The organism is Methylobacterium persicinum (genome assembly GCF_022179525.1).
Lineage (GTDB): Bacteria > Pseudomonadota > Alphaproteobacteria > Rhizobiales > Beijerinckiaceae > Methylobacterium > Methylobacterium persicinum.
The window spans coordinates 1-22,596 of record NZ_BPQX01000053.1; the positions used below are offsets into that span (position 1 = coordinate 1).

General features: G+C 70.3%; 25 protein-coding genes. 9 read left to right on the plus strand and 16 right to left on the minus strand.

Annotation, left to right across the window (positions count from 1 at the left end; genetic code table 11):
- Window positions 1-87 precede the first annotated feature (87 nt).
- The 16 genes from folK to MFF22_RS19870 form a co-directional block, all read right to left on the minus strand.
- Window positions 88-558 carry a 2-amino-4-hydroxy-6-hydroxymethyldihydropteridine diphosphokinase gene (gene folK, locus MFF22_RS19795; protein WP_283206198.1) on the minus strand — a complete coding sequence of 157 codons (471 nt, stop codon included), beginning with the start codon at window positions 556-558 and terminating at the stop codon, window positions 88-90.
- Window positions 555-929, minus strand: coding sequence for a dihydroneopterin aldolase (gene folB, locus MFF22_RS19800; RefSeq protein ID WP_238251510.1), 375 nt, complete (start codon window positions 927-929; stop codon window positions 555-557). The genes folK and folB overlap by 4 nt, the downstream gene beginning before the upstream one ends.
- Complete coding sequence (folP, locus tag MFF22_RS19805) at window positions 926-1,705, minus strand: dihydropteroate synthase (RefSeq protein WP_238251512.1); 780 nt, start codon at window positions 1,703-1,705, stop codon at window positions 926-928. Before folP ends, folB begins: the two co-directional genes overlap by 4 nt.
- 251 nt (window positions 1,706-1,956) lie before the next feature.
- Window positions 1,957-2,325, minus strand: a complete 369-nt coding sequence (locus MFF22_RS19810) for a hypothetical protein (RefSeq protein WP_238251513.1) — start codon at window positions 2,323-2,325, stop codon at window positions 1,957-1,959.
- Window positions 2,306-3,031 carry a hypothetical protein gene (locus MFF22_RS19815; RefSeq protein ID WP_370877485.1) on the minus strand — a complete coding sequence of 242 codons (726 nt, stop codon included), beginning with the start codon at window positions 3,029-3,031 and terminating at the stop codon, window positions 2,306-2,308. Before MFF22_RS19815 ends, MFF22_RS19810 begins: the two co-directional genes overlap by 20 nt.
- Window positions 3,028-4,173, minus strand: a complete 1,146-nt coding sequence (pqqE, locus tag MFF22_RS19820; protein WP_238251515.1) for a pyrroloquinoline quinone biosynthesis protein PqqE — start codon at window positions 4,171-4,173, stop codon at window positions 3,028-3,030. The genes MFF22_RS19815 and pqqE overlap by 4 nt, the downstream gene beginning before the upstream one ends.
- Entirely contained in the window at window positions 4,170-5,249 is a 1,080-nt protein-coding gene (gene pqqC / locus MFF22_RS19825; RefSeq protein WP_238251516.1) for a pyrroloquinoline-quinone synthase PqqC, read from the minus strand. Before pqqC ends, pqqE begins: the two co-directional genes overlap by 4 nt.
- Window positions 5,250-5,418: 169 nt before the next feature.
- Entirely contained in the window at window positions 5,419-6,318 is a 900-nt protein-coding gene (gene pqqB / locus MFF22_RS19830; RefSeq protein WP_238251518.1) for a pyrroloquinoline quinone biosynthesis protein PqqB, read from the minus strand.
- Between the two features lie 36 nt (window positions 6,319-6,354).
- The gene (gene pqqA / locus MFF22_RS19835) at window positions 6,355-6,444 is read right to left on the minus strand and encodes a pyrroloquinoline quinone precursor peptide PqqA (protein ID WP_238204934.1); all 90 of its coding nucleotides are present in this window, start codon (window positions 6,442-6,444) and stop codon (window positions 6,355-6,357) included.
- Between the two features lie 449 nt (window positions 6,445-6,893).
- Complete coding sequence (locus MFF22_RS19840; RefSeq protein WP_238251521.1) at window positions 6,894-7,598, minus strand: response regulator transcription factor; 705 nt, start codon at window positions 7,596-7,598, stop codon at window positions 6,894-6,896.
- On the minus strand, window positions 7,595-9,241 hold the full coding sequence (locus MFF22_RS19845) for a sensor histidine kinase (protein ID WP_238251523.1): 1,647 nt from the start codon (window positions 9,239-9,241) through the stop codon (window positions 7,595-7,597). The genes MFF22_RS19840 and MFF22_RS19845 overlap by 4 nt, the downstream gene beginning before the upstream one ends.
- A gap of 73 nt (window positions 9,242-9,314) precedes the next feature.
- On the minus strand, window positions 9,315-9,518 hold the full coding sequence (locus tag MFF22_RS19850; protein ID WP_238251525.1) for a hypothetical protein: 204 nt from the start codon (window positions 9,516-9,518) through the stop codon (window positions 9,315-9,317).
- Between the two features lie 117 nt (window positions 9,519-9,635).
- The gene (locus MFF22_RS19855; RefSeq protein ID WP_238251534.1) at window positions 9,636-10,430 is read right to left on the minus strand and encodes a formylmethanofuran dehydrogenase subunit C; all 795 of its coding nucleotides are present in this window, start codon (window positions 10,428-10,430) and stop codon (window positions 9,636-9,638) included.
- A 3-nt stretch (window positions 10,431-10,433) separates the two neighbouring features.
- On the minus strand, window positions 10,434-11,381 hold the full coding sequence (gene fhcD / locus MFF22_RS19860) for a formylmethanofuran--tetrahydromethanopterin N-formyltransferase (protein WP_238251542.1): 948 nt from the start codon (window positions 11,379-11,381) through the stop codon (window positions 10,434-10,436).
- 163 nt (window positions 11,382-11,544) lie between these two features.
- Window positions 11,545-13,173 (minus strand): formylmethanofuran dehydrogenase subunit A, encoded by a 1,629-nt coding sequence (locus MFF22_RS19865; protein ID WP_238251550.1) that lies wholly within the window; start codon window positions 13,171-13,173, stop codon window positions 11,545-11,547.
- Window positions 13,167-14,243: a molybdopterin-binding domain-containing protein gene (locus MFF22_RS19870; protein WP_238251551.1), complete on the minus strand. Its 1,077-nt coding sequence runs from the start codon at window positions 14,241-14,243 to the stop codon at window positions 13,167-13,169. The genes MFF22_RS19865 and MFF22_RS19870 overlap by 7 nt, the downstream gene beginning before the upstream one ends.
- 359 nt (window positions 14,244-14,602) lie before the next feature.
- Here MFF22_RS19870 and MFF22_RS19875 point away from each other — a divergent pair, with 359 nt between their 5' ends.
- The 9 genes from MFF22_RS19875 (at window position 14,603) to MFF22_RS19915 (ending at window position 22,517) form a co-directional block, all read left to right on the plus strand.
- Complete coding sequence (locus MFF22_RS19875; RefSeq protein WP_238251553.1) at window positions 14,603-15,598, plus strand: beta-ribofuranosylaminobenzene 5'-phosphate synthase family protein; 996 nt, start codon at window positions 14,603-14,605, stop codon at window positions 15,596-15,598.
- Between the two features lie 87 nt (window positions 15,599-15,685).
- Window positions 15,686-16,579, plus strand: coding sequence for an NADP-dependent methylenetetrahydromethanopterin/methylenetetrahydrofolate dehydrogenase (locus MFF22_RS19880; RefSeq protein WP_238251555.1), 894 nt, complete (start codon window positions 15,686-15,688; stop codon window positions 16,577-16,579).
- A gap of 11 nt (window positions 16,580-16,590) precedes the next feature.
- Entirely contained in the window at window positions 16,591-17,745 is a 1,155-nt protein-coding gene (locus MFF22_RS19885; RefSeq protein WP_238251557.1) for an ATP-grasp domain-containing protein, read from the plus strand.
- Window positions 17,742-18,716 carry a methenyltetrahydromethanopterin cyclohydrolase gene (gene mch, locus MFF22_RS19890; protein ID WP_238251560.1) on the plus strand — a complete coding sequence of 325 codons (975 nt, stop codon included), beginning with the start codon at window positions 17,742-17,744 and terminating at the stop codon, window positions 18,714-18,716. Before MFF22_RS19885 ends, mch begins: the two co-directional genes overlap by 4 nt.
- 53 nt (window positions 18,717-18,769) lie before the next feature.
- Window positions 18,770-19,678, plus strand: coding sequence for an ATP-grasp domain-containing protein (locus MFF22_RS19895; RefSeq protein ID WP_238251570.1), 909 nt, complete (start codon window positions 18,770-18,772; stop codon window positions 19,676-19,678).
- 202 nt (window positions 19,679-19,880) lie between these two features.
- Window positions 19,881-20,714 (plus strand): triphosphoribosyl-dephospho-CoA synthase, encoded by an 834-nt coding sequence (locus tag MFF22_RS19900; protein WP_238251571.1) that lies wholly within the window; start codon window positions 19,881-19,883, stop codon window positions 20,712-20,714.
- A gap of 254 nt (window positions 20,715-20,968) precedes the next feature.
- The gene (fae, locus tag MFF22_RS19905) at window positions 20,969-21,481 is read left to right on the plus strand and encodes a formaldehyde-activating enzyme (RefSeq protein WP_238251573.1); all 513 of its coding nucleotides are present in this window, start codon (window positions 20,969-20,971) and stop codon (window positions 21,479-21,481) included.
- Between the two features lie 420 nt (window positions 21,482-21,901).
- On the plus strand, window positions 21,902-22,216 hold the full coding sequence (locus MFF22_RS19910) for a polyhydroxyalkanoic acid system family protein (protein WP_238251575.1): 315 nt from the start codon (window positions 21,902-21,904) through the stop codon (window positions 22,214-22,216).
- A gap of 79 nt (window positions 22,217-22,295) precedes the next feature.
- Window positions 22,296-22,517 (plus strand): hypothetical protein, encoded by a 222-nt coding sequence (locus MFF22_RS19915; protein WP_238251577.1) that lies wholly within the window; start codon window positions 22,296-22,298, stop codon window positions 22,515-22,517.
- Window positions 22,518-22,596 lie beyond the last annotated feature (79 nt).

The following is a 22,596-nucleotide window of genomic DNA, read 5'->3' on the forward strand; positions in this document are numbered from 1 at the left end:
ACCTCAGGATGAGGACGAGGGAGGGATCGGCGTCGCAATCATTCCCGCAGGGCGGGGAGCGCGGATGCAAGCCGGGGCGAGCCCGCACTAAACCCGTTCGATCCCCGTTGGGTCGAGCTTGGCGAGGGCGTCCCTCACCCGTTCGCCGCCGATGACGAGGTCAGGGGCGATCTCGGCCAGGGGCACCAGCACGAAGGCCCTCTCCCGGACATAGCGGTGCGGCAGGACGAGACGTTCGTCGTCCACGGCGGCGCCTTCGTAGGCCAGAACGTCGATGTCGATGATCCGGGGGCCCCAGCGCTCCTCTCGCACCCGGCCGAGCCCGTGCTCGATGGCTTGGCAGGCATCGAGCAGGGCGTGCGGGGTGAGGTCGGTCTCGATGCCGACCGCGCCGTTGAGGAACCACGGCTGATCGGTCTTGCCCCAGGGCGGCGTGCGGTAATCCGACGACCGGGCGACGACCCGGATGCCGGGCACGGCGGCGAGCGCCCCCACCGCCCGGTCGAGGGTGGCGGCCATGTCGCCGATGTTGCTGCCGATTCCGAGCCACGCCTTCACTGGGCGGCCTCCCGCCTGCGGGTAATCGTGACGCCCACGCGCTCAAGGATTGCCGGAACCGGCGCACTCGGCTTATCGACTCGCACGGTGATCGCCGCGATGGCGGGGAAGCCCGCGAGGATCTCCTGGGCGATGGTCTCGGCCAGGGCTTCGATCAGTTTGAAACGCCGCTCCGTGGCGATGGCCACCGCGATGGCGGTGAGGTCGGCGTAGCTGACTGTGAGCGCCACGTCGTCCGCCCGGCCGGCGGCGGCGAGGGCGAGTTCGGCATCGAGCCCGAGGTAGAAGCGCTGGCCGAGGGTTTCCTCCTCGGGCAGCACCCCGTGTCGTCCGTAGACGGCGATGCCCTCGACGCGGATATGGTCGCTCACGTCCGCGTCTCCGGGCGCATCACCGCATCGACGACGCGCATGGCGTCTACATGGGCCGCCACGTCATGCACGCGCACGATGTCGGCCCCGAGGGTGCCCGCCAGGGCATGGGCGGCGAGCGACCCGTAGAGGCGGTCGGCGGGCTTGGTTTCCCGGTCGTGCAGCCGCCCGAGGAGCGATTTTCGCGAGACACCGACGAGGAGCGGGAAGCCCAGCGCGCGGATCCGGGGCAGGCACCGCAGGGCCTCCAGGTGTTGCTCCCAGCTCTTGCCGAAGCCCACGCCGGGATCGAGCACGATGTCCGCATCCGGGATGCCGGCCCGGCGGGCGATGGCTAGGGACCGATCGAAGAAGGAGAGCATGTCGGCGACGATGTCGATGCCGGGATCGATCGTCTCGCGGTTGTGCATGACGATGACCGGCGCCCCATGCGCCGCCGCCGCCGGCGCGATGTCCGGGTCCCTCTGCAGACCCCAGACGTCGTTGACGATCCGCGCCCCGGCCTTCAGCGCCGCCTCGGCCGTCGAGGCCTTGTAGGTGTCGATGGAGATCGGCACCGTCAGCCGCCCGGCCAGCGCCCGGATCACCGGGAGCACCCTGGCCTGCTCCTCCGCGGCCGGAACGGGGGTATGGCCCGGCCTCGTCGATTCCCCGCCGATGTCGAGGATCGCCGCGCCTTCGGCCGCCAGCCGCTCGGCCTGGGCGAGGGCCTCGGCTTCGCCGACGAAGAGCCCGCCGTCAGAGAAGGAGTCCGGGGTGACGTTCAGGATGCCCATGACGAGCGTCCGCTTTCCAAGGTCTGGAAGCAGTGTGGACAGGGCAGGGGAGGGGGATATCTCGGTCACGGGACCGGTGTGAGGGAAACCGGGATGGGGCGCAACGGGGAGGCGCCACGCGGACGAGACTTCAGAGCCTCACTCGTCCTTGCGAGCCTCGGCGAAGCAATCCAGGACAACGGGACGCCACGGGACGTCGGCGGATCCCTGGATGGCGTCGCTCCGCTCGCAAGGAAGGACAGTGCTTTGCATTACCCGCGATAGCAGCGGATCTCCGCCTCGGCCTGGGCCCGGCGCAGGTCGGCGACCTTGTCGTCGAAGATCTTGGTCGACTTGAACTCGTTTGCCCGCTGCCCGATGCCCTGACGCATCGACAGGATCGTGCTCGCCTGCACGTACTTGTCGTAGGGCAGGATCGCCGCGAGCTGATCGACGGAGCAGGAGCACTTCTCCAGGCTCTCGCGGGTCTGCCCGTTGGCGGCCATGCAGCCGAACACGTAATCGACCCGCGCATCGGTCGGGTAATCGTTCTCGTCGGCGGCCCAGCCGGGGGCGGCGGCGAGCCCGACAACGAGGGCAAGGGCGGCCATGCCGCCGAGGTTAGCCAGCCTTCTGCTCATAGCCGAGCTTCTCCTCCAACAACTCGCCGCCGTCCTTGGTCTTGGACACGGCTTCCATGGAAACGATCTCACCCGGCACCGCGGGAGAGGTCACGAACGTGTAGGTCAGGGTGTCCAGGCCGCGCATCCGCTCGCCCATCGCATCGCCCTCGAAGGGCTTCATCTCGATGCGCCAGCCATCGACCTCCTTGCCGTCGAACGGTACCTTGACCGGCGTGACGGTGGCCTTCTCCCGAAGGCCCTTGCGGATCGCGAGCTTCAGGTAGCGCGGGTTCGCCTCCAGAACCTTCGAGAGCGCCATGACATGGTTCTCGAGGAACAGGGGAACGACCGGGTTGCCGGTCATGTCCTCGAAGGGACCCGCCGGACGGCGGTTCAGGCCGGAGAACATCTCCACCTGCATGTCCCTGGCATCGGCCTGCTTGCCCGGCTCGACCTTGATGGTGATCTGGTCCTGGAGGGGCGCGCCGAAGGGCCCCTTCGCGATGCCGGAGCGGCGGATGTAATCGTAGGTGATCGTGCTGCCGGGTGCCGCATTCTTCATCTGCGGCTGCTCGAACAGCAGGTCGCCCGCGGCCGGGGTGGACGCCGGGGCTTTGGCGGCCGGGGCGTTGGCTTGCGTCGGCGCGGGGGATTCCGTGGCCGTGGCCAAGGCCGGTACGGACAGGGTGAGGGCGAAGGCAGCCGCGACGGGGGTCAGTCTCACGAAGGGGCACCTTCTTTCAGCGGCGAGCGGATGTTGCTGCCGATCGTGCGGTAGACATAGTCGGGGGGCGTTTCAGCCGCCTCCTCGACGGCGAGGGCACGCACCTTGGCGTGCAGCGGAGACAGGGAGCAGGCCGGGTCCGTCGCTGCGGCGTCGCCCGCCAGCGCGAGCGCCTGGCAGCGGCATCCGCCCCAATCCTTCTCCCGGCGGTCGCAGGACCGGCAGGGCTCCTGCATCCAGTCCGTCCCGCGATAGGCGGTGAAGGCGGGGGAGTCGCGCCAGATCTCCCCGAGTGAGTGGTCCGTGACATGCCAGAACTCGAGGCCGGGGATCGTCTCCGCCGCGTGGCAGGGCAGGACCTTACCCTGGGGGGTGACGTTCATCAGCTTGCGGCCCCAGCCGCCGGCACAGGCTTTCGGGTACTTGGCGTAGTAATCCGGCACCACGAGATCGATGACGAGCTGACCCTTCAGCCGCTCGCGGGCGGCCTCCACGATGCGGATCGACTCGTCCACCTGGGCCTTGTTGGGCATCAGCGCCGCGCGATTGACGTAGGCCCAACCGTAATACTGCGTATGCGCCACCTCGAGGCGCTTGGCCCCGAGCGTCACCGCCAAGTCGATGAAGCCCGCCACCTCGTGGATGTTGCCCCGGTGGATGACCGAGTTGAGGGTCAGCGGCAGGCCGAGTTCCACCACCTTCTGCGCGAAGACCATCTTCTGCGGCTGCGCGTTCTTCAGGCCGCCGATCTTCTCGGCATTCTGCGCATCGACGCCCTGGACGGAGAGCTGCACGTGGTCGAGCCCGGCGTCGTACAGCGCCTGGAGCTTGTCGAGGGCGCCGCCGACGCCGGAGGTGATGAGGTTCGAGTACAGGCCAAGGTCGGCGCAGGTCTTGGTGATCTCGACGATGTCGTTGCGGGCGGTCGGCTCGCCGCCCGACAGGTGGACATGCAACACGCCGAGGCCGGCCGCCTCCGTCAGCACCCGCTGCCATGTGGCCGTGTCGAGTTCCCCCGAGCGACGGTCCAGTTCCAGCGGGTTCGAGCAATAGGGGCAGCGCAGGGGACAGCGGTGGGTCAGCTCCGCCAGGAGCCCCACCGGTGCCGGCGCTTCGGGACGGATCGGCGCCTGTGCGTTCATCGCTCCAAGACCCGCTTCTCCGCCAAACCGTCGAGCATCACGCAGATGTCGGCCTCAATCGCCCGCGGGTCGGCCGCGTAGACCTTGCCAAGTTCGTCGGCGATCTGGGACACGGTCCGCGAGCCGTCCACCTGCTTGAGGACGGCGACGGCGTTGTCGTCGAGGTCGAAGGTCCGCTCCGGGGCGAGCAGGACATGCTTTGACCGCGTCTCGTCGTAGCGCAGGCGCACGCCGCGGGGCAGGCGAGGGGTGTCGCCCGGGGCGGTCTTGCGCGGCCCGGTGGCCGGCGCCGGTCCGTCGGCGACAAGACCCTCGCCCGGCTTCCATGCATCCGGCGGGATCATCCCCGGGGCGACATAGGCGAAGTACAGGGCGTCGAGCTGCACCCACAGGACGTTGCACTTGAAGGTCAGCGCGGCCATCGCTTGGCGCTGCAGCTCCGGCGTCGTGGCGTGCTTCTTGACGTAGTCGAGGGCGAAATCCGCATCGCGGGGCGCCTGGGTGAGGCGCTTGTCGAAGTAGGCGAGCGTCTCCTTGGTGATGAAGTCGTAGTTCTTCAGCATCCCGGCGACGCGCTCGGAGATGATGGTCGGCGAGAACATCTCAGTCAGCGACGAGGCGATGGCTTCGAGCAGGGACTTCTCGGCGACGAAATGCACGTAGGCCTCCACGGCGAACTTCGTCGCCGACAGGATGCCGTCGGTGGAGAGCACGTAGTCGCGCCGGAAGCCGACACCCTCGGCGAGCTTCAGCCAGCGCTCGATGCCGCCGTCGCCGGGGCCGTCGCCGTCATGGTCCACGATGCGCTGCCGCCAGATCCGGCGCAGCTCGGCATCGTGCATCCGGGCGAGGACGGCGGAATCCTTCACCGGGATCATCGCCTGGTAATAGTAGCGGTTGAGCGCCCAGGCCCGGACCTGATCCTTCGACAGCTTGCCGTCGTGCAGCAGCCGGTGGAACGGATGCAGGATGTGGTAGCGCCGGGCGCCGATGTCGCGCAGGGCGGCTTCCAGTTCGTCCGGGCTCAGGAGGCGGTCGCTCCCGGTGGCATCCGGGGTCGGGAAGATGGCGTTCATGGCGTTTCCGGCGTCCGTTCTCGGCTGTTGCCCATGGGGATTCTTGTGTCCCGGCCCCTTTCGGGTTCCGGCGAGCCTTGCCCTTCATGTAGGGGCGCAGGCGGCAGACTCAAACCGGTGCGGCCCCGATGCCGCCGTCACCGTCATCCGCAGCGATGACGGCGGTCCTTCACAGGGTCAGGCTGAGCCCGTCATGGGCGACTGTCCAGCCCGCGGCCTCCACGCCGGCCCGCTCCGCCGAACCCTCCACGAGGACCGGGTTGGTGTTGTTGATGTGGACGAAGACCCGGCGGCCGATGGCGATCCCCGACAGGGCCTCGATCGAGCCGTTCGCGCCGCGCATGGGCACATGTCCCATCCGCCAGCCGGTCTTGGTGCCGACGCCGGCCCGGATCATGTCGTCGTCGTGCAGCACGGTGCCGTCGAAGAGCAGGGCGTCCGCCCCGTCGAGGCGCCGCCGGACCTCGTCGTTCACGAGGGCGCAGCCGGGGACATAGGCAAGACGCTTTCCCCCCGCCTCGATCATCGCGCCCACCGTGGTCTCGGTGGCGGCGCCGATCTCGACCTCCGCCCCTTCGAGCCAGAGGGGCACCTTGCCCGGCACGGCGAAGAGGGTGACCCTCAGGCCGGGCAGGGGTTCGAAGGGCGTTTCCAAAGCCACGTTCTGCCGGGCGACGACGCCCTCGGCCATCACGTCGAACACCCGGTTGGCGTTGACGGAGTCGAGGATGCCCGGCGTCGCGTAGAGGGTGTAGGGCTGGCCCTCACGCAGCGTCAGCAGCCCGGCCACGTGATCGACGTCGCCGTTGGTGAGCAGAACGGCGCGGATCGGGGAATGACGCAATCCCTCCTGGGGATGCATCACCGGGTTGTCGAACAATTGCTGGCGGATATCGGGCGAGGCGTTGATCAGCAGCCACTCGGCGCCGTCGGCGGACACCGCGATGCTCGACTGCGTCCGGGGGTGAACGCGAGACGGTTCGCTCCGGGCGAGGGAGCAAATCGGGCAGCGGCAATTCCATTGAGGAAGCCCGCCGCCCGCAGCGGAGCCGAGAACCACGACGCGCATGCTCTGCGTCCCCCGCGATCCCCGGCCCGCGTAAACTCAGTTGAACGTGTCGATTTCGGCGGACTCGTAGCTCGTCACTTCCATGCCGACGCAGATCTCGGACACGACGGGGGCAGCCCAGGCCATGGTGTTTCTCCTTAGTATTTCGTTCACCGAGCGTCCTCAGATCGATCCTAAGAGGACCCTAAGACACTGATGGCGCTCTCGTTTCTGGCGCGGGACCGATATTGTCCATTTGCGCCCCGCATTCAAGCGGCAAATTGCCGGATCCTCCCAAATTTTTCGTGAGAGGCCGGCGGAAGAGATTGATCCGACGAAATAATTCTGCGTGGCGTCGCACCCCTCCCCCCCACGAAGGTCGAAGACGGCGTTCCAGACCGTGCTCGGCTGCCAACCCCGTCCGTGCGAGCGCAGCGAAGCAATCCAGGGACGCGCCACGAACTGGCAATGTCCCGCTACCTTGGATTGCTTCGCTGCGCTCGCAAGGACGGAAAGGGTTTTTGGACTTCTTCGGACGTCCACAACGGTTTCTTCCGATGTCAGGACACGCGGCGGCGGCGTGGAAGCACCGCGCGTCACTGGCGGAAATCCGGTCCCTTCGGTTCCAGCATGAAGCCCTTGCCGCGGACCGTCGTGAGCACCGGCCCGCCATAGCGCACGAAGTCGGCCATCTTCGAACGGAGATAGCCGATATAGACATCGACCACGTTGAGGGAGAGACCGCCCTGGCTGGCCCAGAGCCGGTCGAAGATCTCGGCGCGGGAAACCGGCTTGCCGAGACTGTCCATGAGCATGGCGAGCAATTCCGCCTCCCGCGGGGTCAGGCGGGCGCTGGCCTCCCCGCAACTCACCTGCCGGGTGTCGAGGTCGAAATGCAGCCGCCCCGCGACGAGGCGGGAGCGTGGCGCCTCGGCCTGCTCCCGGCGCATCAAGTGGGTCCGCAGCCGTGCGACCAGTTCGTCGAACTCGAACGGCTTGACGATGTAGTCGTCCGCGCCGATCGCGAGGCCCTCGGCCCGGTCGCGGATCTCGTCCCGGGCCGACAGGAACAGGATCGGGCCGGAGAAGCCGCCTTCCCGCAGGGACCGGCAGACTTCGTGACCCGAACCGTCGGGCAGGCCGACATCGAGGAGCACGGCACCGGGGGCGGGATCCCGGGCGGCCTTGAGGGCGTCGCCGACGCTGTCGGCGGTGCCGACTTCGAACCCTTCCGCTTCGAGGCCCCGGGCGAGCAGGCCCCGGATGTCGATGTCATCCTCGACGATCAGGATCCGCGTCATGCGGCCGGCTCCCTCAGCTTCCCGGCGGCAGCGATGGCGCCAGACCCGTGTGATTCTCTAACGTGGTCGATGGCGGGGATATCCAAGCAGACGCGGGCACCCCGTCCGGCCTCAGCTTGCCCAAGTTGGATCGCGCCCCCGTGCTGCTCGACGATCCAGCGGGCCAGGGCGAGGCCGATCCCGAAGCCGGTCTCGTCCGGGGCCGGTGCCCCCGCCGCCCGGGTCCCGCGCCGGAACCGCTCGGTCAACTCGGCCTCCGACGCCCCGAAACCGGGGCCGTCGTCGCTCACCATGATGCGGGCGGCCGGCCCCTCGATCCGCACGACGGCGACCTCCACCCGGGTCAGCCCGGTGGCATGGCGCAGGGCGTTGTCGATGAGGCTCTCGACGGTCTGGCGCAGCCATTCCCGGTCGGCCACGCTTTCCACATCTTCCGCGCCGGGGACGAGGTCGAGGGCCACACGGCGGCGGGCGGCTTCGGACGCCATGGTGTCCACCGCCTCGGCCAGGACGGCGGCGATGCTCAGCGGCCGGCGGTCGAGCTCGATCTCCCCCGTTTCGGAGCGGGCGACCCGGAGCAGGTCCTCGACGCGACGCTTCAGGCGCTGGGCGCGCTTGCGGATGGTGGTGAAGGCGGGGACCGGGTCGGCCGTCCGGGCGGCGGAGCGCAGGGCGATGTCGCACTCGCCGAGGATGACGGTGAGGGGCGTGCGCAATTCGTGGCTGACATCCGCGAAGAAACGGCGGCGGGAGACGTCGACGGCTTCCAACCGGGCATTGGCGGCGCGCAGGTCGGCGGTGCGGGCGGCGACGGTGGATTCGAGGGCGGCCCGGTCGGCGGCGACGTGCTCCTCCCGCCGGGCGAGGCGGGCGGCCATCCGGTTCACGTTGGCCATGAGGAGGCCGAGTTCGTCCCGGGACTGGACCGGCAGTCTTGTGTCGAGGGCGCCCCGGCCGATGGCGCTGGCCGCCAGCCGCACCTCGTCGATCCGTGCCAGGATCGGCCGGGTGAGGAGCCGGTAGAGGATCACGAGCAGCGCCAGCGCCGCCGCGACGGCGACCACCGCCGCCACCCGCAGGCGGCTCGACAATTCGCGCGCCTCCTCCGAGCCGCGGGTCATGCTCCGCCGTTCCGCCTCGATCAGGAAGGAGAGGGGCTGGCCCGTCATCGCCCCGAAGCCGTTGAGGGCGCCCTTGATCGAATCCTGTCGCTTCTCCGGATCCATCTGCCGGCTGATCAGGGCGACCTGCCGGTCGAGGATCACCCGTGCGCCCCGCAGCTGCGACATCGGACGGGAGCGCATGGCGTACTGCATCCGGTCCGTCGGGTCGGTGCTCGGGGGGAAGCTGCGCGCCATCGCCTCGTCCACGGCCCTCAAGGCCGTGTCGACGTTGGCGCGGGCGATGGCCATCGCCTCGGGCTGACCGTCGGGGTTGCCGACGGTCTCCACGGCGGCGAGGCCGAACTGGGTCAGCCGGCCGGACAGCTCCGCCAGGAGTTCGAGGCGGCTCTGCGCCCCCAGGGTGCGGTCCACCGTCCGTTCCGCCACGCCGATCGCCGCCAGCACGCCGGCCGCCGCCAGGAGCACGACGATGGCGCCTCCGGCGAACAGGATCGCGAAGCGGGCTTTCAGGGAGCGCATGCCGCGCGGCCCCCCACCACGGCCGTCATTGCTTCGCTGCGCTCACAATGACGGTCCAGGCACATCACCGGCTTCACGGCTTCTGCGGCGGCGCCTTCGCGGCGCAGCGCCATTTCTCCACGTGCCATTCGGGGTTCTCGTCCTGCCACTGGGCCAGGACGCTCTGGGAATTGCGCAGGCAGATGAAGGCGTTGGCGGCGCCGCCGCCCACCGGGATCTGCTCGTCGCGGCAGGTGGCGGGCTGGGCGATGAGGCAGGCGGACAACAAGAGCAGCAACGCAGGACCTCCCGAATGCCAGCCATCATGTCGGGCCGGCTTGAGACCAGCATAATCCGGTCCAGCGTCCCGTGGACAGGCCCGGCGCCCGCGCCCCGGAGGCGCAGGCGCATGCGGTCAGGCGGAGACCCAGATCTCGCCCTTGGCCAGCGTCGCAAGGTCACCGGAGTAGCGCCGCAGGGGCTTGGCGAGGAGATCCGCATGGGCCTCGCTCAGGGAACGCAGCTGCTTGGCGAGGAGGCGCATGAACACGAGGTCGTGGCTTCCCGTCTCCACGAAAGTGGGCGAGAGCGCCCCGTGCTTGCCCGTGACGAGGGTACCCCGGCGCATGCCGAAGCCCGGCAGGTCGCCGACCTCAAGGGCGGCGATGGTGCCCGCGATCATCCGTGATCCGGCATGGGCGCCGGCCCGGCCGACGAGGATCAGGCCCCGGCGCATCCGGTCGCCGCAATGGTCGCCGGCATTGCCGTGGACGATCAGCGTAGCCCCGTCGAGCCCGGCCTTGGCCGCATAGACCGCCCCGCCGGCGAAATCGCCCGCATCGCCCTCGATGGTGATCGTACCGCCGGTGGCCCCGGATCCCGCGTAGGGCCCGGCATTCCCGGTGACGGTGACCGTCCCGGCCGCCATGCCGGCGCCGCAGCGCTGGCCGACATCGCCGACGACGCGGATCGCCCCGTCGGAGAGCGATGCGCCCACATGGTCGAGGCGCTCGTGCCCGCCCTCGATGGTGAGGGTGTCGGAGCCGTCGAGGGAGACGGCGAAGCAATCGCCCAGCCGCACGCCCCGGCGGCTGGTGCCGACCTCGAGCCGTTCCGCCTCGCCCTGGGACAGGCCCTTCAAGGAGAGCGGGCTGATGGAGAGGAAGTCGAGGCGCTCGGGGGGCGCCTCCCGCAAGGTGAGGGTGCTCAAGGCTCAGCCCTCCTGGCCGTTGGCGGGCGCGAGCAGGTCGCGCAGATGGTAATGGTGGCGGCCGAGGTTGCCGCCGTAATTGCCCGCCGTGACGGCGATCAGCCCGTGCCGCTCGCCGATCTCGGTGGCCGCGTGGAGCCCCGCCCGCATCGATTCGGCCACGGCCTGCGATGTCAGGGCGTCGATCACGATTTCCAGCACCACGCCGCATTCGGGCGGAAGGGCCGAGCCGGCCCGGCCCTTGAGGGTCGGGCAGTAGGCGTCGTTGGTGGAGGCCATCATGCCCTTGGTCCGCCCGCCGACCTTCGAGCCGGAACGGACGATGCCGCCGGGGAAGGGCAGGATCGCGCCGGGCACGGCAGCGGCCGCCTCCACCGCGATCTCGGCGACCTTCAGTGTTTCAGCATGGGTGCGTCCGAGGAACAGCAGGTTGCCGCCCCCCACCGCGCCCTCGACGGCCCGGACAGAATCCTCGCAGAGGAATTCGCCGTCCATCACCGGGATGCGCCAGTAACGGCGCTCCTTGCCGGTGGCGTCGGGCACGCGCTTGGCGATGGCGAACCCGTCGCCGAAATAGCGGATCGCCCCGCCGAGCTTGATCTTTTTCGGCCCTTCGACGCCCGCGTAGCAGGCGGTGCCGGGGCAGGTGAGGATGCACTGACCGACCCGCTTGATCAGCTGCTCCTTGAGGCCGTTCGGCTCGAAGCCGAACAGCAGGATGCGCGCGCCTGGCCGCCCGTCCGGCGTCTCGTCGGGGGACAGAATGGCGTCGATCCCGGCCTCGGCGCCGCAGCCGATCACGGAGGTGGCGAAGCCTGTCATGGTCGTGGCGGCGATCATCGCCCACTTGGCCGTGTCGTTGGTGACGACGATGGCGGTGCCGGCCACGTCGAACGCCTCGGCGAAGGTGTCGACGACGCGGATGCCGTTGAGGGTGAGGTCACTGGACATCAGACTTCGGTTCCCCGTGGGGCAGTGTCGCCTCTCCGCTTACTCACTGTCATTGCGAGCGCCAGCGAAGCAATCCAGGGATGCGCTAAGGTTTCAGAACGTTCCGCTGCCCTGGATTGCTTCGCTGCGCTCGCAATGACGGGGAGGGGATAAGCCGTAAGCATCATGCCCGGCATGGCACGGCCTCGAAGGTCGGGCGGTCGAACGCTTCGTCCGGCACGGTGAAGCTGTCGAGCCCCGTGCCGAACCGATCGGTGAGGTAGGCGTCGGCGTGCTTCTCCATCGCCTTGTCCGACTCGACGGTGAGGGACAGGGTGCGACCGGCGCGCCATTCCACCACCTCGCCGTCCTCGACGATCGGCACCCCGTCCTTCAATACGAGCTTGGCGGCGGTGAACATCGCCGTGCGGTTCGGGTCGTCGCGATAGACCGCCACGTCCGCCCGTGCCCCGGCGCGCAGGTGCCCCCGGTCGGTCAGGCCCAAAAGCTTCGCCGGACCGGAGCGCGTCAGCTGCGCGATCTCGGACAGGCTGTATTCCCGCTCGATCCCCGGCAGGCCGCTTCGCTCACCGACGATGCCCGGCAGGGTGGCGATCTCGCGCTCGCGCTCGCCCCGGTCCATGAGCAGATGGATGATGCGCGGATACTGGGTGAACGGGCCACCGTTCGGGTGGTCCGTGGTGAGGATCGTCCGCTCCGGGTCGGGCGACAGGAGCATGATCTCCAGGCCGATGGCCCATTGCAGGGACGAGGTCGGCCCCTTCGGCCGGTAGAGGAACGGCACCACGCCGCCGCCCTCGGCATCGCCCGCGTTCAGCACCCACTTCTTTGGGTTGGCGCCCTTGCGGCCGGCGAACTGGCGCAGGATGTCGAGGGAGACCGTCACAGTCTGGCCGAACACCACCTGCCCGATGTCGAGGGTGGCCTGCGGATTGTCGGCGATGGCGCGGGTGATCCGCTCGGCGGCCGAGCGGAATCCCTTGCCGTCTTCGGCCTCGCCATAGGCATAGAACTGGGCGTGGGCGAAGTGGATGCGCCGACCCTCCGCCGCGTCCAGGGTGGCGACGAAGGAATCGTCGGCGCCCGGCAGGCCGAGGTTGTTGCAATGGACGTGCAGCGGATGCGGCACGCCGATCTCCTCCACCGCATTGAGGAGCGAGCCCATGATCTTCCGCGTCGAGAGCCCGTAGCAGGGGATCTCGTCGTCCAGGGAGAGCTTCAGGGCGCCGTCCTTGAAGGCCGAGGCGCCGCCCGCATTGATGCATTTCACCCCGAGCCCGCGGGAGGTCGCGACGTTGAGGGCGACGAGGTCCCGCACCGCTGCCTTGCCCGCGCCGTCGCGGAGCAGTTGCAGCAGCTGGTCGTCGTTGCCCATCACCGTCAGGGCGCCCCGGTCGAGGAGCGGGATGTCGGCGAGCTCGAGCTGTGTCGCCAGCGCATGGGTCGGCGGCATCGCCGGCTCGACGGCGGTGGTGTAACCCATCCGCGCATAGGTCGAGCCGATCCACGCGGCGGCCCCGCCGGCATGGGCGAAGGGGTGCCCCTCGGGCGCCGCCTCGCTCACGTAGAGCTCCGGCAGGAGCAGCCGGGAGGTGATCACGTTCCCACCCGCGATGTGCGAGTGCACCTCGACGCCGCCGGCCATCACGACGCAGCCGGCCGCGTCGATGATTCTGTCGGGCTCGCGCCCCGGCGCATCCACCACCCGGCCGTCCTCGATCCAGACGTCGCCGACGGCGTCGCGGGACGCGGTCGGATCGACGACGCGCCCGCCCCGGATCACGCTCAGCATACGGTCCCACTCCTCGCCGCGAGGCTCTTCGTCAGCCGCTCCAGCACGGAAGCCGCCGTAGGCAGGTCCGCCGGGGCGGATCCCCCCGAACGGGGCGGCCAGTACGTCAGGGCGCCCCGGGTCTCGTTCCACAACACGCCGCCGACATCCCGTCCGGGGACGCCGACCGCGATCACCACCTGCGCCGCATCGGCGCTCGCCTCGCCGACCAGGGCGATGGAGGGCACCTTCGTCAGCCAATCGGGCCGGGGGGCGGGGACGGAGGCGAGCCACAGGGCGGCGTCGGCCTCGCCGGCCGCCACCTGCCTCGCCGCGTCGAAGCGCCAGGGGTCGTGTTCCGGCACCCGCCGGCCGAGGCCGACCCGGGGGGCCTGCCCCGTGGTCCAGGCCGAGACCGGGACGACGGCCCGGTCCTGGTTCACGGTCTGGCCCGGGACCGCCAGGGAGAAGACGCGGGTCGTGTCGTTCAGGTCGACGACGAGGCCCTGGATCGTCTCGACGCCCATCTCGCCGATCTCGGCGGGGTCGTAGAGGACGGCCGCGTAGAGGGAGGACGTCAGCCTCTTTGACAGTTCGGCGAAGGGTGAGTCGTCGGCCAGATGGCCGCGGACATGGGCCCGCAGCTGCGCGAGCGCGGACAGCACGCCACCCTCGGCCGGGACGGCAAAGGACGCGCGGTTCGTGGGGGCACCCAGCGCCAGGAGGGAGCGCTCGGCGCCCGCGGCCCGGCCCCGCGACGGCGCGGAGCCGACGACGCGCCCCATGAGTTCGGATGTCCAGGGATTGGCCCCGACGACGAGCACGGCATCGGCCCGGCCCACCACTTCCGCGGGGGTCGAGGTCATCGCGCCGACCCGGCTCAGGGCGCCGAGTTCGGCATAGGTCCCGGCCGCGCCGTCCGTATCCAGGGAGCCGCCGACGCGCCCCGCCAGATCGAAGGCCGCTCGGATGGCGGAGACTTCCGCGTTGAGGCCGGCGATGACCGGCATCCGCGCCGCGCCCAACAGGTCGGCCGCCGCACCGATGGCGGCGTCGATGTCGGTGGCCGCGCCTTTGACCCAGGCTGGCATTGCTCCCCTCGCTCGATCGTTCTTGTCGGCATGACGGGCCCGGGGGCCTGCCAGTCGCGATATCTGTCGGGCGGGCGACGGCCGTAAGACCGGTTGAGCGGGACTTCACAGGAAGCCCGCCGGCTCGGAATGGCCTGCCCGCCCGGGGAAACCCGAACGAACGGCAAACTCGGCACGCCGTCGCCGGGCTAGGTTTGCCTCCATCGGACGCATCCGGCAAGGGCCCTCACTCCGGCAAGGGCCCTCACACAGGGAACGCACCGCCACGCGCAACCGACCCGCCCGGCACCGGCGTCAGGCGTCCGGACCCGGTTGCCCCGACGGGGCTCCCGTGTGAGAAGCGCCCGAGATCCGACGCAGTGACCGGGAGGAAGGGGATCGCCGTGGCCGACGCCCCCGAATCCAGCACGGACAGCGTGCGCATCGAAGCGCCCGCGCGCTTGCATTTCGGCTTCCTCGACCTGCATGGCGGTCTCGGACGCCGGTTCGGCAGCGTCGGGCTCGCCATCGATTCGCCCGCCCTCTTGCTCACGGCCCGTCCCGCCCCGACGCTTCATGTGGAAGGGCCGGAGGCCGAGCGCGTCCGGCGCTATGCCGCCGCGGCCGCGGGCCATCTCGAGGTCGGGACGGGCGTCGCCATCCGGGTGGAGAGGGCGATTCCCGCCCATGCCGGGTTCGGGTCCGGCACGCAGCTGGCCCTGGCCGTGGCCGTCGCCCTAGCGCGGCTCGCCGGGCGGCCCTTCTCGCCCGAGGCTTTCTCCAACGCCCTCGACCGGGGGAACCGCTCCGGCGTCGGCCTGCGCGCCTTCACCGAGGGTGGGCTGATCGTCGATGGCGGGCGCGGGGCCGACGCCTCGCCCCCGCCGGTCGTGGCCCGGCTGCCCTTCCCGGAGGCGTGGCGGCTGGTCCTCATCCTCGACACCTCCATGGCCGGGGTCCACGGCACCCGCGAAGTCGAGGCGTTCCGCGACCTGCCGCGCTTCCCCGAGGCCCAGGCCGCCGAGATCTGCCGAATCGTCCTGATGCAAGTGCTGCCGGCCTGCGTCACGGGCGATGCGGATTCCTTCGGGGCGGGGATCACCCGGATGCAGGATCTCGTGGGCGATCATTTCGCCCCGCATCAGGGTGGGCGCTATGCCAGCGCGGCGGTGGCCGCGGTGCTGGCCGAGGCCGCGCGCCGGGGCGTCGCCGGCTACGGCCAGAGTTCGTGGGGGCCCACGGGCTTCATCCTGGCGCGGTCCGAGGACGAGGCCCGCACCCTCGTGGCCACGCTGAGCAGGGGGGAAAATTTATCCTTCCTGATTACCCGTGGGCGCAATACGGGTGCAACGGTCGCCGGGGGGATCTGCGCCTGACGCGGGTTCGGCTTGACCGAATGGCTCCCGGGGGACTTGTTTGAGGCACGGCCCCGGCGGGGTCGCCGAAAGGGAGAGGTCGAAGAAATGGCCCGCTCGATCCTTCATATGCTCACGCCGCTCCGGCACATGAGCCCGTTCGACGTGAATATGGCCGTCGATGCCGGCTTCGAGACCCTCATCACCTATACCGAGGTGAGCCTCTCGGACGTGGTGTCGCTGACCCAGGATTCGATCTTCTCCCGCTCGCCGCAGGACGGCACCCGCACCGGCATCTTCATCGGCGGCAAGAACGCCGAGGACGCCCTCGACATGGTCGACCGGGCGAAGAAGGCCTTCGTCCCGCCCTTCGTGAACCATGTCTTCGCCGATCCGGCGGGCTCGTTCACCACCGGGGCGGCGATGGTGGCGCAGATCTCCCGGGCGCTGAGGGTGAAGTTCGGCACCGACCTCAAGGGCAAGCGCATCGTGATCTTCGGCGGCGCGGGCGTCGTGGCCTACGTGGCGGCGGTGATCGGCGCCCTGGAAGGCGCCAAGACAGTCCTGGTGGGGCATGACGGCGAGGAGCGGGTCTCCAAGATCGCCTTCACCATGAAATGGCGCTTCGGCGTGGAGGTCGGCGCCGTGGACGGCACGACCCCCGCCGACCGCCGCGAGGCGATCCGCGACGCCGACGTGATCCTCTCCGCCGGCCCGGCCGGCATTCCGATCCTCTCGGCCGAGGATCTGTCCCATGCGGGCAAGCTCCTCGTCGCCTCCGACGTGAATGCCGTTCCCCCCGCCGGCATCGCGGGGATCGACGTCAACGCCGTCGATGTGGAATTGCCGGGGGGCAGGGGCTTCGGCATCGGCGCCCTCGCCGTGGGCAACGTCAAGTATCAGACCCAGCGGCGTCTCTTCCAGCGCATGCTCGAATCCGACACGCCCCTCTGCCTCGACTTCCGCGACGCCTATCCCCTCGCGGTCGAGATCGCCGGCTGATTTCTGACCGCATGGACGCAGCCGTCCTGATCGCGGCGCAGTCCGGGCGTGCCCTCGCGCAGGCGGCACGGCGGGCCGGCCTGCGCCCCTACGTGGCGGACCTGTTCGGCGACGACGATACCTGTGCCCTCGCCGAGTCCTGCCGGGTGATGCCGGGCCGTTTCGGCCGGGGCATGGTCGCCGGCTCGGTCCTAGAAAGCCTGGACGCCCTGGCGGCGGAGGCCGGCGGGACCCTTGGCGTCATCCTCGGCAGCGGGTTCGAGGACGATCCGGGCCTGATCACGGAGATCGGCCGGCGGTACCGCCTGATCGGGACATCCGGCGAGGCGGTCGGCGTCCTGAAGGATCCCTTCGCCTTGGCCGATCTCTGCGGCCGGCTCGGGCTACCGCATCCCGCCGTATCCGCCGGACCGGTGGCGGACCCGTCCCGCTGGCTGATGAAGGCCGTGGGCGGCTCCGGCGGTGGCCATATCCGCCAAGCGACCGCAGATGTGCCGGAGCCCGGCCATTACCTTCAAGCCCGGGTCGGCGGACTTCCCTACGCGGTCAACGTGCTGGCCGGGGCGGGCACCGTCCGCGTCCTGGCGGTGACGGCGCAAGGGTGCGCCCCGTCCCCGGGTCAGCCCTTCCGCTACGGCAGCGCCGTAGCCTTCGCACCGGGAGAGGAGCATCCCCTGCCGCCCGCCCTCGTCGCCGCCGTGTCGGAGGCGGCCGAACGGATCGCCCGGGCGACCGGGCTCGTCGGCCTCGCCAGCGTGGATTTCCTCTCGGACGGGTCTCGCTGGTGGCTCACGGAGGTCAATCCGCGCCCCGGCGCCACCCTGGACCTGCTGGACAGGCGCTCCGTGCCCCTGCTCGCGGCCCACATGGAGGCATGCCTTGGCGGGGGCGCGGCCATGTCGATCGGAGCGTCGCCGGTGGATGCGGCGGCCGGCGCGATCTGTTACGCCCGCACCGACCATGCGCCGGTCCCGGCCGTCGCATGGCCCGATCATGTGCGCGACCGGCCCGCCGCCGGCAGCACCGTGCGGCGTGATGCGCCGCTCTGCACCGTCTTCGCCACGGGCGCCGACGGAGAATCGGCCCGTGCCGCCCTCGCTTCGCGAATGGAGCGGCTGCGGATCGCCCTGAACGAGAACACCAAGGACGAGGAAGCCCCAGTATGAGCGACAGCCCCAGCCACCCGAGCATCAACGCGCTGAGCGCCCCCTTGGTCGAGCGCCTCGTCGCCGATGCGGGAGCCCTGCGGCTGGCCGTCTCGCAGGCCCCCGGCGGCGCGCGGATGATCGATGCCGGGTCGGCGGCCCGCGGCTCCATCGAGGCGGGCCGGCGCATCGCCGAGATCTGCCTCGGCGGCCTCGGCACCGTGACCATCGCACCCACCGGCCCGGTGGCCTCGTGGCCCTACACGGTCACCGTCCACACGGCGGATCCGGTCCTAGCCTGCCTCGGCAGCCAGTATGCCGGCTGGAGCCTCGCCGACGAGACCGGCGGTTCGGGCTTCTTCGCCCTCGGCTCCGGCCCCGGCCGTGCGGTGGCCGCCGTCGAAGACCTCTACGGCGAGCTCGGCTACCGCGACACGGCCACCAAGACGGTCCTCGTCCTCGAATCGGCCGGCGGCCCGCCGGAGAGCGTCGTCGCCAAGGTCGCCGAGGCGGCGGGCGTCGCCCCCGAGGACCTGACCTTCATCTTCGCCCCGACCCAGAGCCTCGCGGGCGCCACCCAGGTCGTCTCCCGCGTTCTGGAAGTCGCCCTGCACAAGGCGCACACGGTCGGATTCGACCTGCACGCGATCATCGATGGGATCGGGTCGGCGCCCCTGTCGCCGCCGCATCCGGACTTCATCAAGGCTATGGGCCGCACCAACGATGCCATCATCTACGGCGGCCGGGTGCAGCTCTTCGTGGATGCGGACGAGGCCGACGCCCGCCAGCTCGCCGAGCAACTGCCCTCCACCGGCTCGGCCGACCACGGATCGCCCTTCGCCGAGATCTTTTCCCGGGTGAACGGCGACTTCTACAAGATCGACGGCGCCCTGTTCTCGCCGGCGGAGGCGATCGTCACCTCGGTGCGCACCGGCGCGACCTTCCGGGGCGGCCGCCTGGAGCCGTCCCTGGTCGATGCGTCCTTCGCCTGACGCGGCCACCCCTCCCCCGCAGCGGGGGAGGGATCTCTCCCGAGCTGACATCCATGCGCATCGCCCTCGCGGCCGATAATGGCAACTGGCACAAGGCAAGGCTCCTGGCGGCCCTCCGGGCGCAGGGAGTCGAGCCGGTGCTGTTCTCCCTGGCCGACGTGACCATCGAGACCGGGGCCGGCGAGCCCCTCCGGGTGCCGGGCTTCGACGGCGCCCTGCCGGACGGGGTGCTGCTGCGGACCATCGCGGGGGGCACCTTCGAGGCGACGACCATGCGTCTCGGCGTGCTGCACGCCCTGGTCGCCGCGGGCTGCGTCGTCTGGAACTCGCCCGTGGCCATCGAGCGCTCGGTGGACAAGGCGGCGACCTCGCTCCTCGTCGCCCGCGCCGGCCTGCCGACGCCGGAGACCTGGGTCGTCTCCACCCGGGAGGCCGCCGCCGCCGTCGCCACCCGTGAGGCGAGGCCCGGAAATCCCCTGGTCCTCAAGCCCCTGTTCGGTTCCCAGGGGGAAGGCCTCGCCCTGATCGAGCGGCCCGAGGACCTTCCGGAGGAGGAAGCGGTCTCGCGGGTGTTCTACCTGCAGCGCTACGTCCCCCGCCGGGACGGCCTGTGGCGGGATTTTCGCGTGTTCGTCTGCGACGGCCGGGCTGTCGCCGGGATGATCCGCGAGGGCGATGGCTGGATCACCAACGTCCACCGCGGGGGTAGGCCCCTGCCCTGGGCGATGCCCCCGGCGGCCGCCGAACTCGCCGAGGCCGCGGCGGCCGCGGTGGGCGTCGCCTATTCCGGCGTCGACCTCGTCGAGGACGGGGTGGGCGGCTACGCGGTGCTGGAGGTGAACTCCATGCCGGCATGGTCCGGCCTCCAGACCGTCTGCGAGGTGGATATCGCGGCGAGCGTGGTGCGCGGCTTCCTGACGGCGGTGCGGGCGCAGACGCGCCCGCGCCTCGTCGTCGCCTGAACGGCCCCCGCCGCATCACAATTCTTAGACCGCCTCATCCTGAGGTGCCCGCGCCAGCGGGCCTCGAAGGAGGGCTCCAGGGATCGCGGAGCCTTCCGGAGCCCTCCTGCGAGGCTGCTCCGCAGCACTTCAGCATGAGGGGGTTGGGCGGGAGAGGTCTGTCGTCTTCCGTGAAGGATCCCAACGAAAGGCGCCCCGACCAATGCTCCATCCCGAACGGATCGCCGGCCTCTACCGGGATGCCTGCCACGCCGAACTCGACGCGTTGAAGGTCGGCAACGTCCACGCCTACGCCGCCGGGCACCGGATGGAGGTGGCCGACTTCGCCCGGAGCGCCGAGGTCTCCGCCGGGCCGCTCGCGGAGGCTGGTTCGGGGGTCGGAGCGCGGGTGCTCGGAGGCGTCGCCGCCACCCGGGAGGCGGTGGGGCAGAACACCAACCTCGGCATCCTGCTCCTCTGCGCGCCCCTCGCCCTGGCAGCGGAGGAGGGCATCACCCTGGCGGCTGCGTTAGGGCGGCTGGGGCCGGAGGATGCGAGGGACGTCTTCGCCGCGATCCGCCTCGCCTCGCCCGGCGGCCTCGGCCAAGCCACCCGCTACGACGTCACCGCGGAGGAGGCCGAGCCGCCCCCGCTCTCCGCGGCCATGGCCGAGGCCGCCCCCCGGGACCGTATCGCCCGGGCCTACGTCACCGCCTTCGAGGACGTGCGCGAGGTCGGTCTTCCGGCGCTGGAGGCCGCCCGGGCGGTGGGGCTCGACGCGCCCTGGTCCGCGAGCGCAGTGCATCTGGCCTACCTCGCCGCCTTCCCGGACAGCCATGTCCTGCGCAAGCACGGGGAGGTCACGGCCCGCGCGGTCCGGGACCGGGCCGCGGCGCTGAGGGCGGAGATCGATATGGCGAGCCGGCCCGTGGCGGCCCTGCTCGCATTCGACACGGAGTTGAAGGAGCAGGGTATCAATCCCGGCACCAGCGCTGATTTCACCGTGGCAACCCTTTTCTGGAGGGCCTTGGTCGAGGCTGGCGCATCGCTGGGTTGATCGGACCGCGGGCGTGGGCTTCCGCCTGCCGTATCACGCGCAATCCTTTCGTCGGCACAGAGATATTCCTCAAAATCAGGGCGTTGCGCGCCTTGTGACAGAAAGGGCCCCGCTGTAGGGTCCCGCCGCTGTCCGGCCCAACCGGCCCGGTTCGCCCAGTGAGGGATGGCCGGGCGCCGACAACAAGGATGGCTTTCCGGCAGCGGCTTCGTCCGGCGCCGCAGCCTCTTTACGGATTCAGGGAGAGACACCGAATGGCGAAGATCAACAAGGTTATGGTCGGCGAGGCTCTCGTCGGCGATGGCAACGAGGTCGCCCATATCGACCTGATCATCGGACCGCGCGGCTCGCCCGCCGAGACCGCGTTCTGCAACGGCCTGACCAACAACAAGCACGGCTTCACCAGCCTGCTCGCGGTGATCGCGCCGAACCTGCCGTGCAAGCCGAACACGCTGATGTTCAACAAGGTCACGATCAACGATGCCCGCCAGGCGGTGCAGATGTTCGGACCGGCCCAGCACGGCGTGGCGAAGGCGGTGCAGGATTGCGTCGCCGAAGGCATCATCCCGGCGGACGAGGCCGACGACCTGTACGTGCTGGTCGGCGTGTTCATCCACTGGGAAGCGGCCGACGACGCCAAGATCCAGCAGTACAACTACGAGGCCACGAAGCTGTCGATCCAGCGCGCGGTCAGCGGCGAGCCGAAGGCTGCGACCGTCACCGAGCAGCGCAACTCGGCCAAGCACCCCTTCGCCGCCAACGCTTAGATCGGGGACGGCCCTGGGCAGAGCGCACCTCCGCCCGCACCGCGGGGTCTGATCCAGCGGCTGGCTTCGATCTTCCTCGGCCGTTAGGGCGTGACGCGGAAAGCCGGGCTCCGGTGATCCGCCGAACGAGGGCGAGGATTAAGGACATGCGGCCGTCCCCTTGGACGGCGGCGTGTTCCGGGCGGTGCTCCGCCCGGGGCGTTTCACGGTTGGGCCGAAGGCCCCGACGGAACACGATGGAACGGGGCGGCGCGAGCCGTCCCGTTTTTTCGTGGCGCGATCCTTCGTTGCCGGACGGGCAGCAAGACCCCATCTGAGGGCCGCGGCACCGGGAGCCAAGCTCTCCACCGGCCGTTTCGCTCTCGATCCCCCCGTCACCGCGCGGCGCCTCGTGCGCCGCTCACAACCCCGGTCCGTCCCATGCCGAAGCCTCTCATCGTCGACATCCCGCACGATCTCGGCCAGGCCGAGGCGAAGCGCCGGCTCGAGGAGGGGACGGAACAGGCCCGGGCGCTCCTGTCCAAGAGCGGCATCGCCGTCGATCAACTCGGCTGGACCGGGGACCGCCTCGATTTCGGCGTGTCCGCCATGGCGCAGAAGATCGCCGGGACGATCGACGTCGGCGCGGAGAGCGTGCGGCTCGAGGTAAAGCTGCCGTTCCTGCTCGCCCTGTTCGCGGAGAAGATCCAGAAGGTCGCGAGCAAGGAAGGCAACCTCCTCCTGACCAAGAAGTAGGCGGAACCTCCCGGCTCCCGGTCCGTTCGCCTTGCCACGACGGCCCCGGGAAGGGGCTGCAAGCGAGGAAAACCGCCAGATGTCGAATCCCGGTTCCGTTCCGGAAGTGCCCCAGCCGGCCCCGAGCCCTGCGCCGGACACGCCCTACGATCCGCCGCAGATCCCCACCCCCGGACCCTCGCCGGAGATCCCCGGGAACACCCCCGCCGAAGCGCCCGGCATCCAGCCGCCGGAGATCCCGGTGAACGATCCCGGCGGCCCGGAGATCAGCCCGCCCGGACCGGCCAACCCCACGGCGTGAGTGTTCCCGGCGGCGTTGCATCCACTCATTGCTGTCGCCCCCTCGACGTCATTGCGAACGATCTGAAGCAATCCAGGGC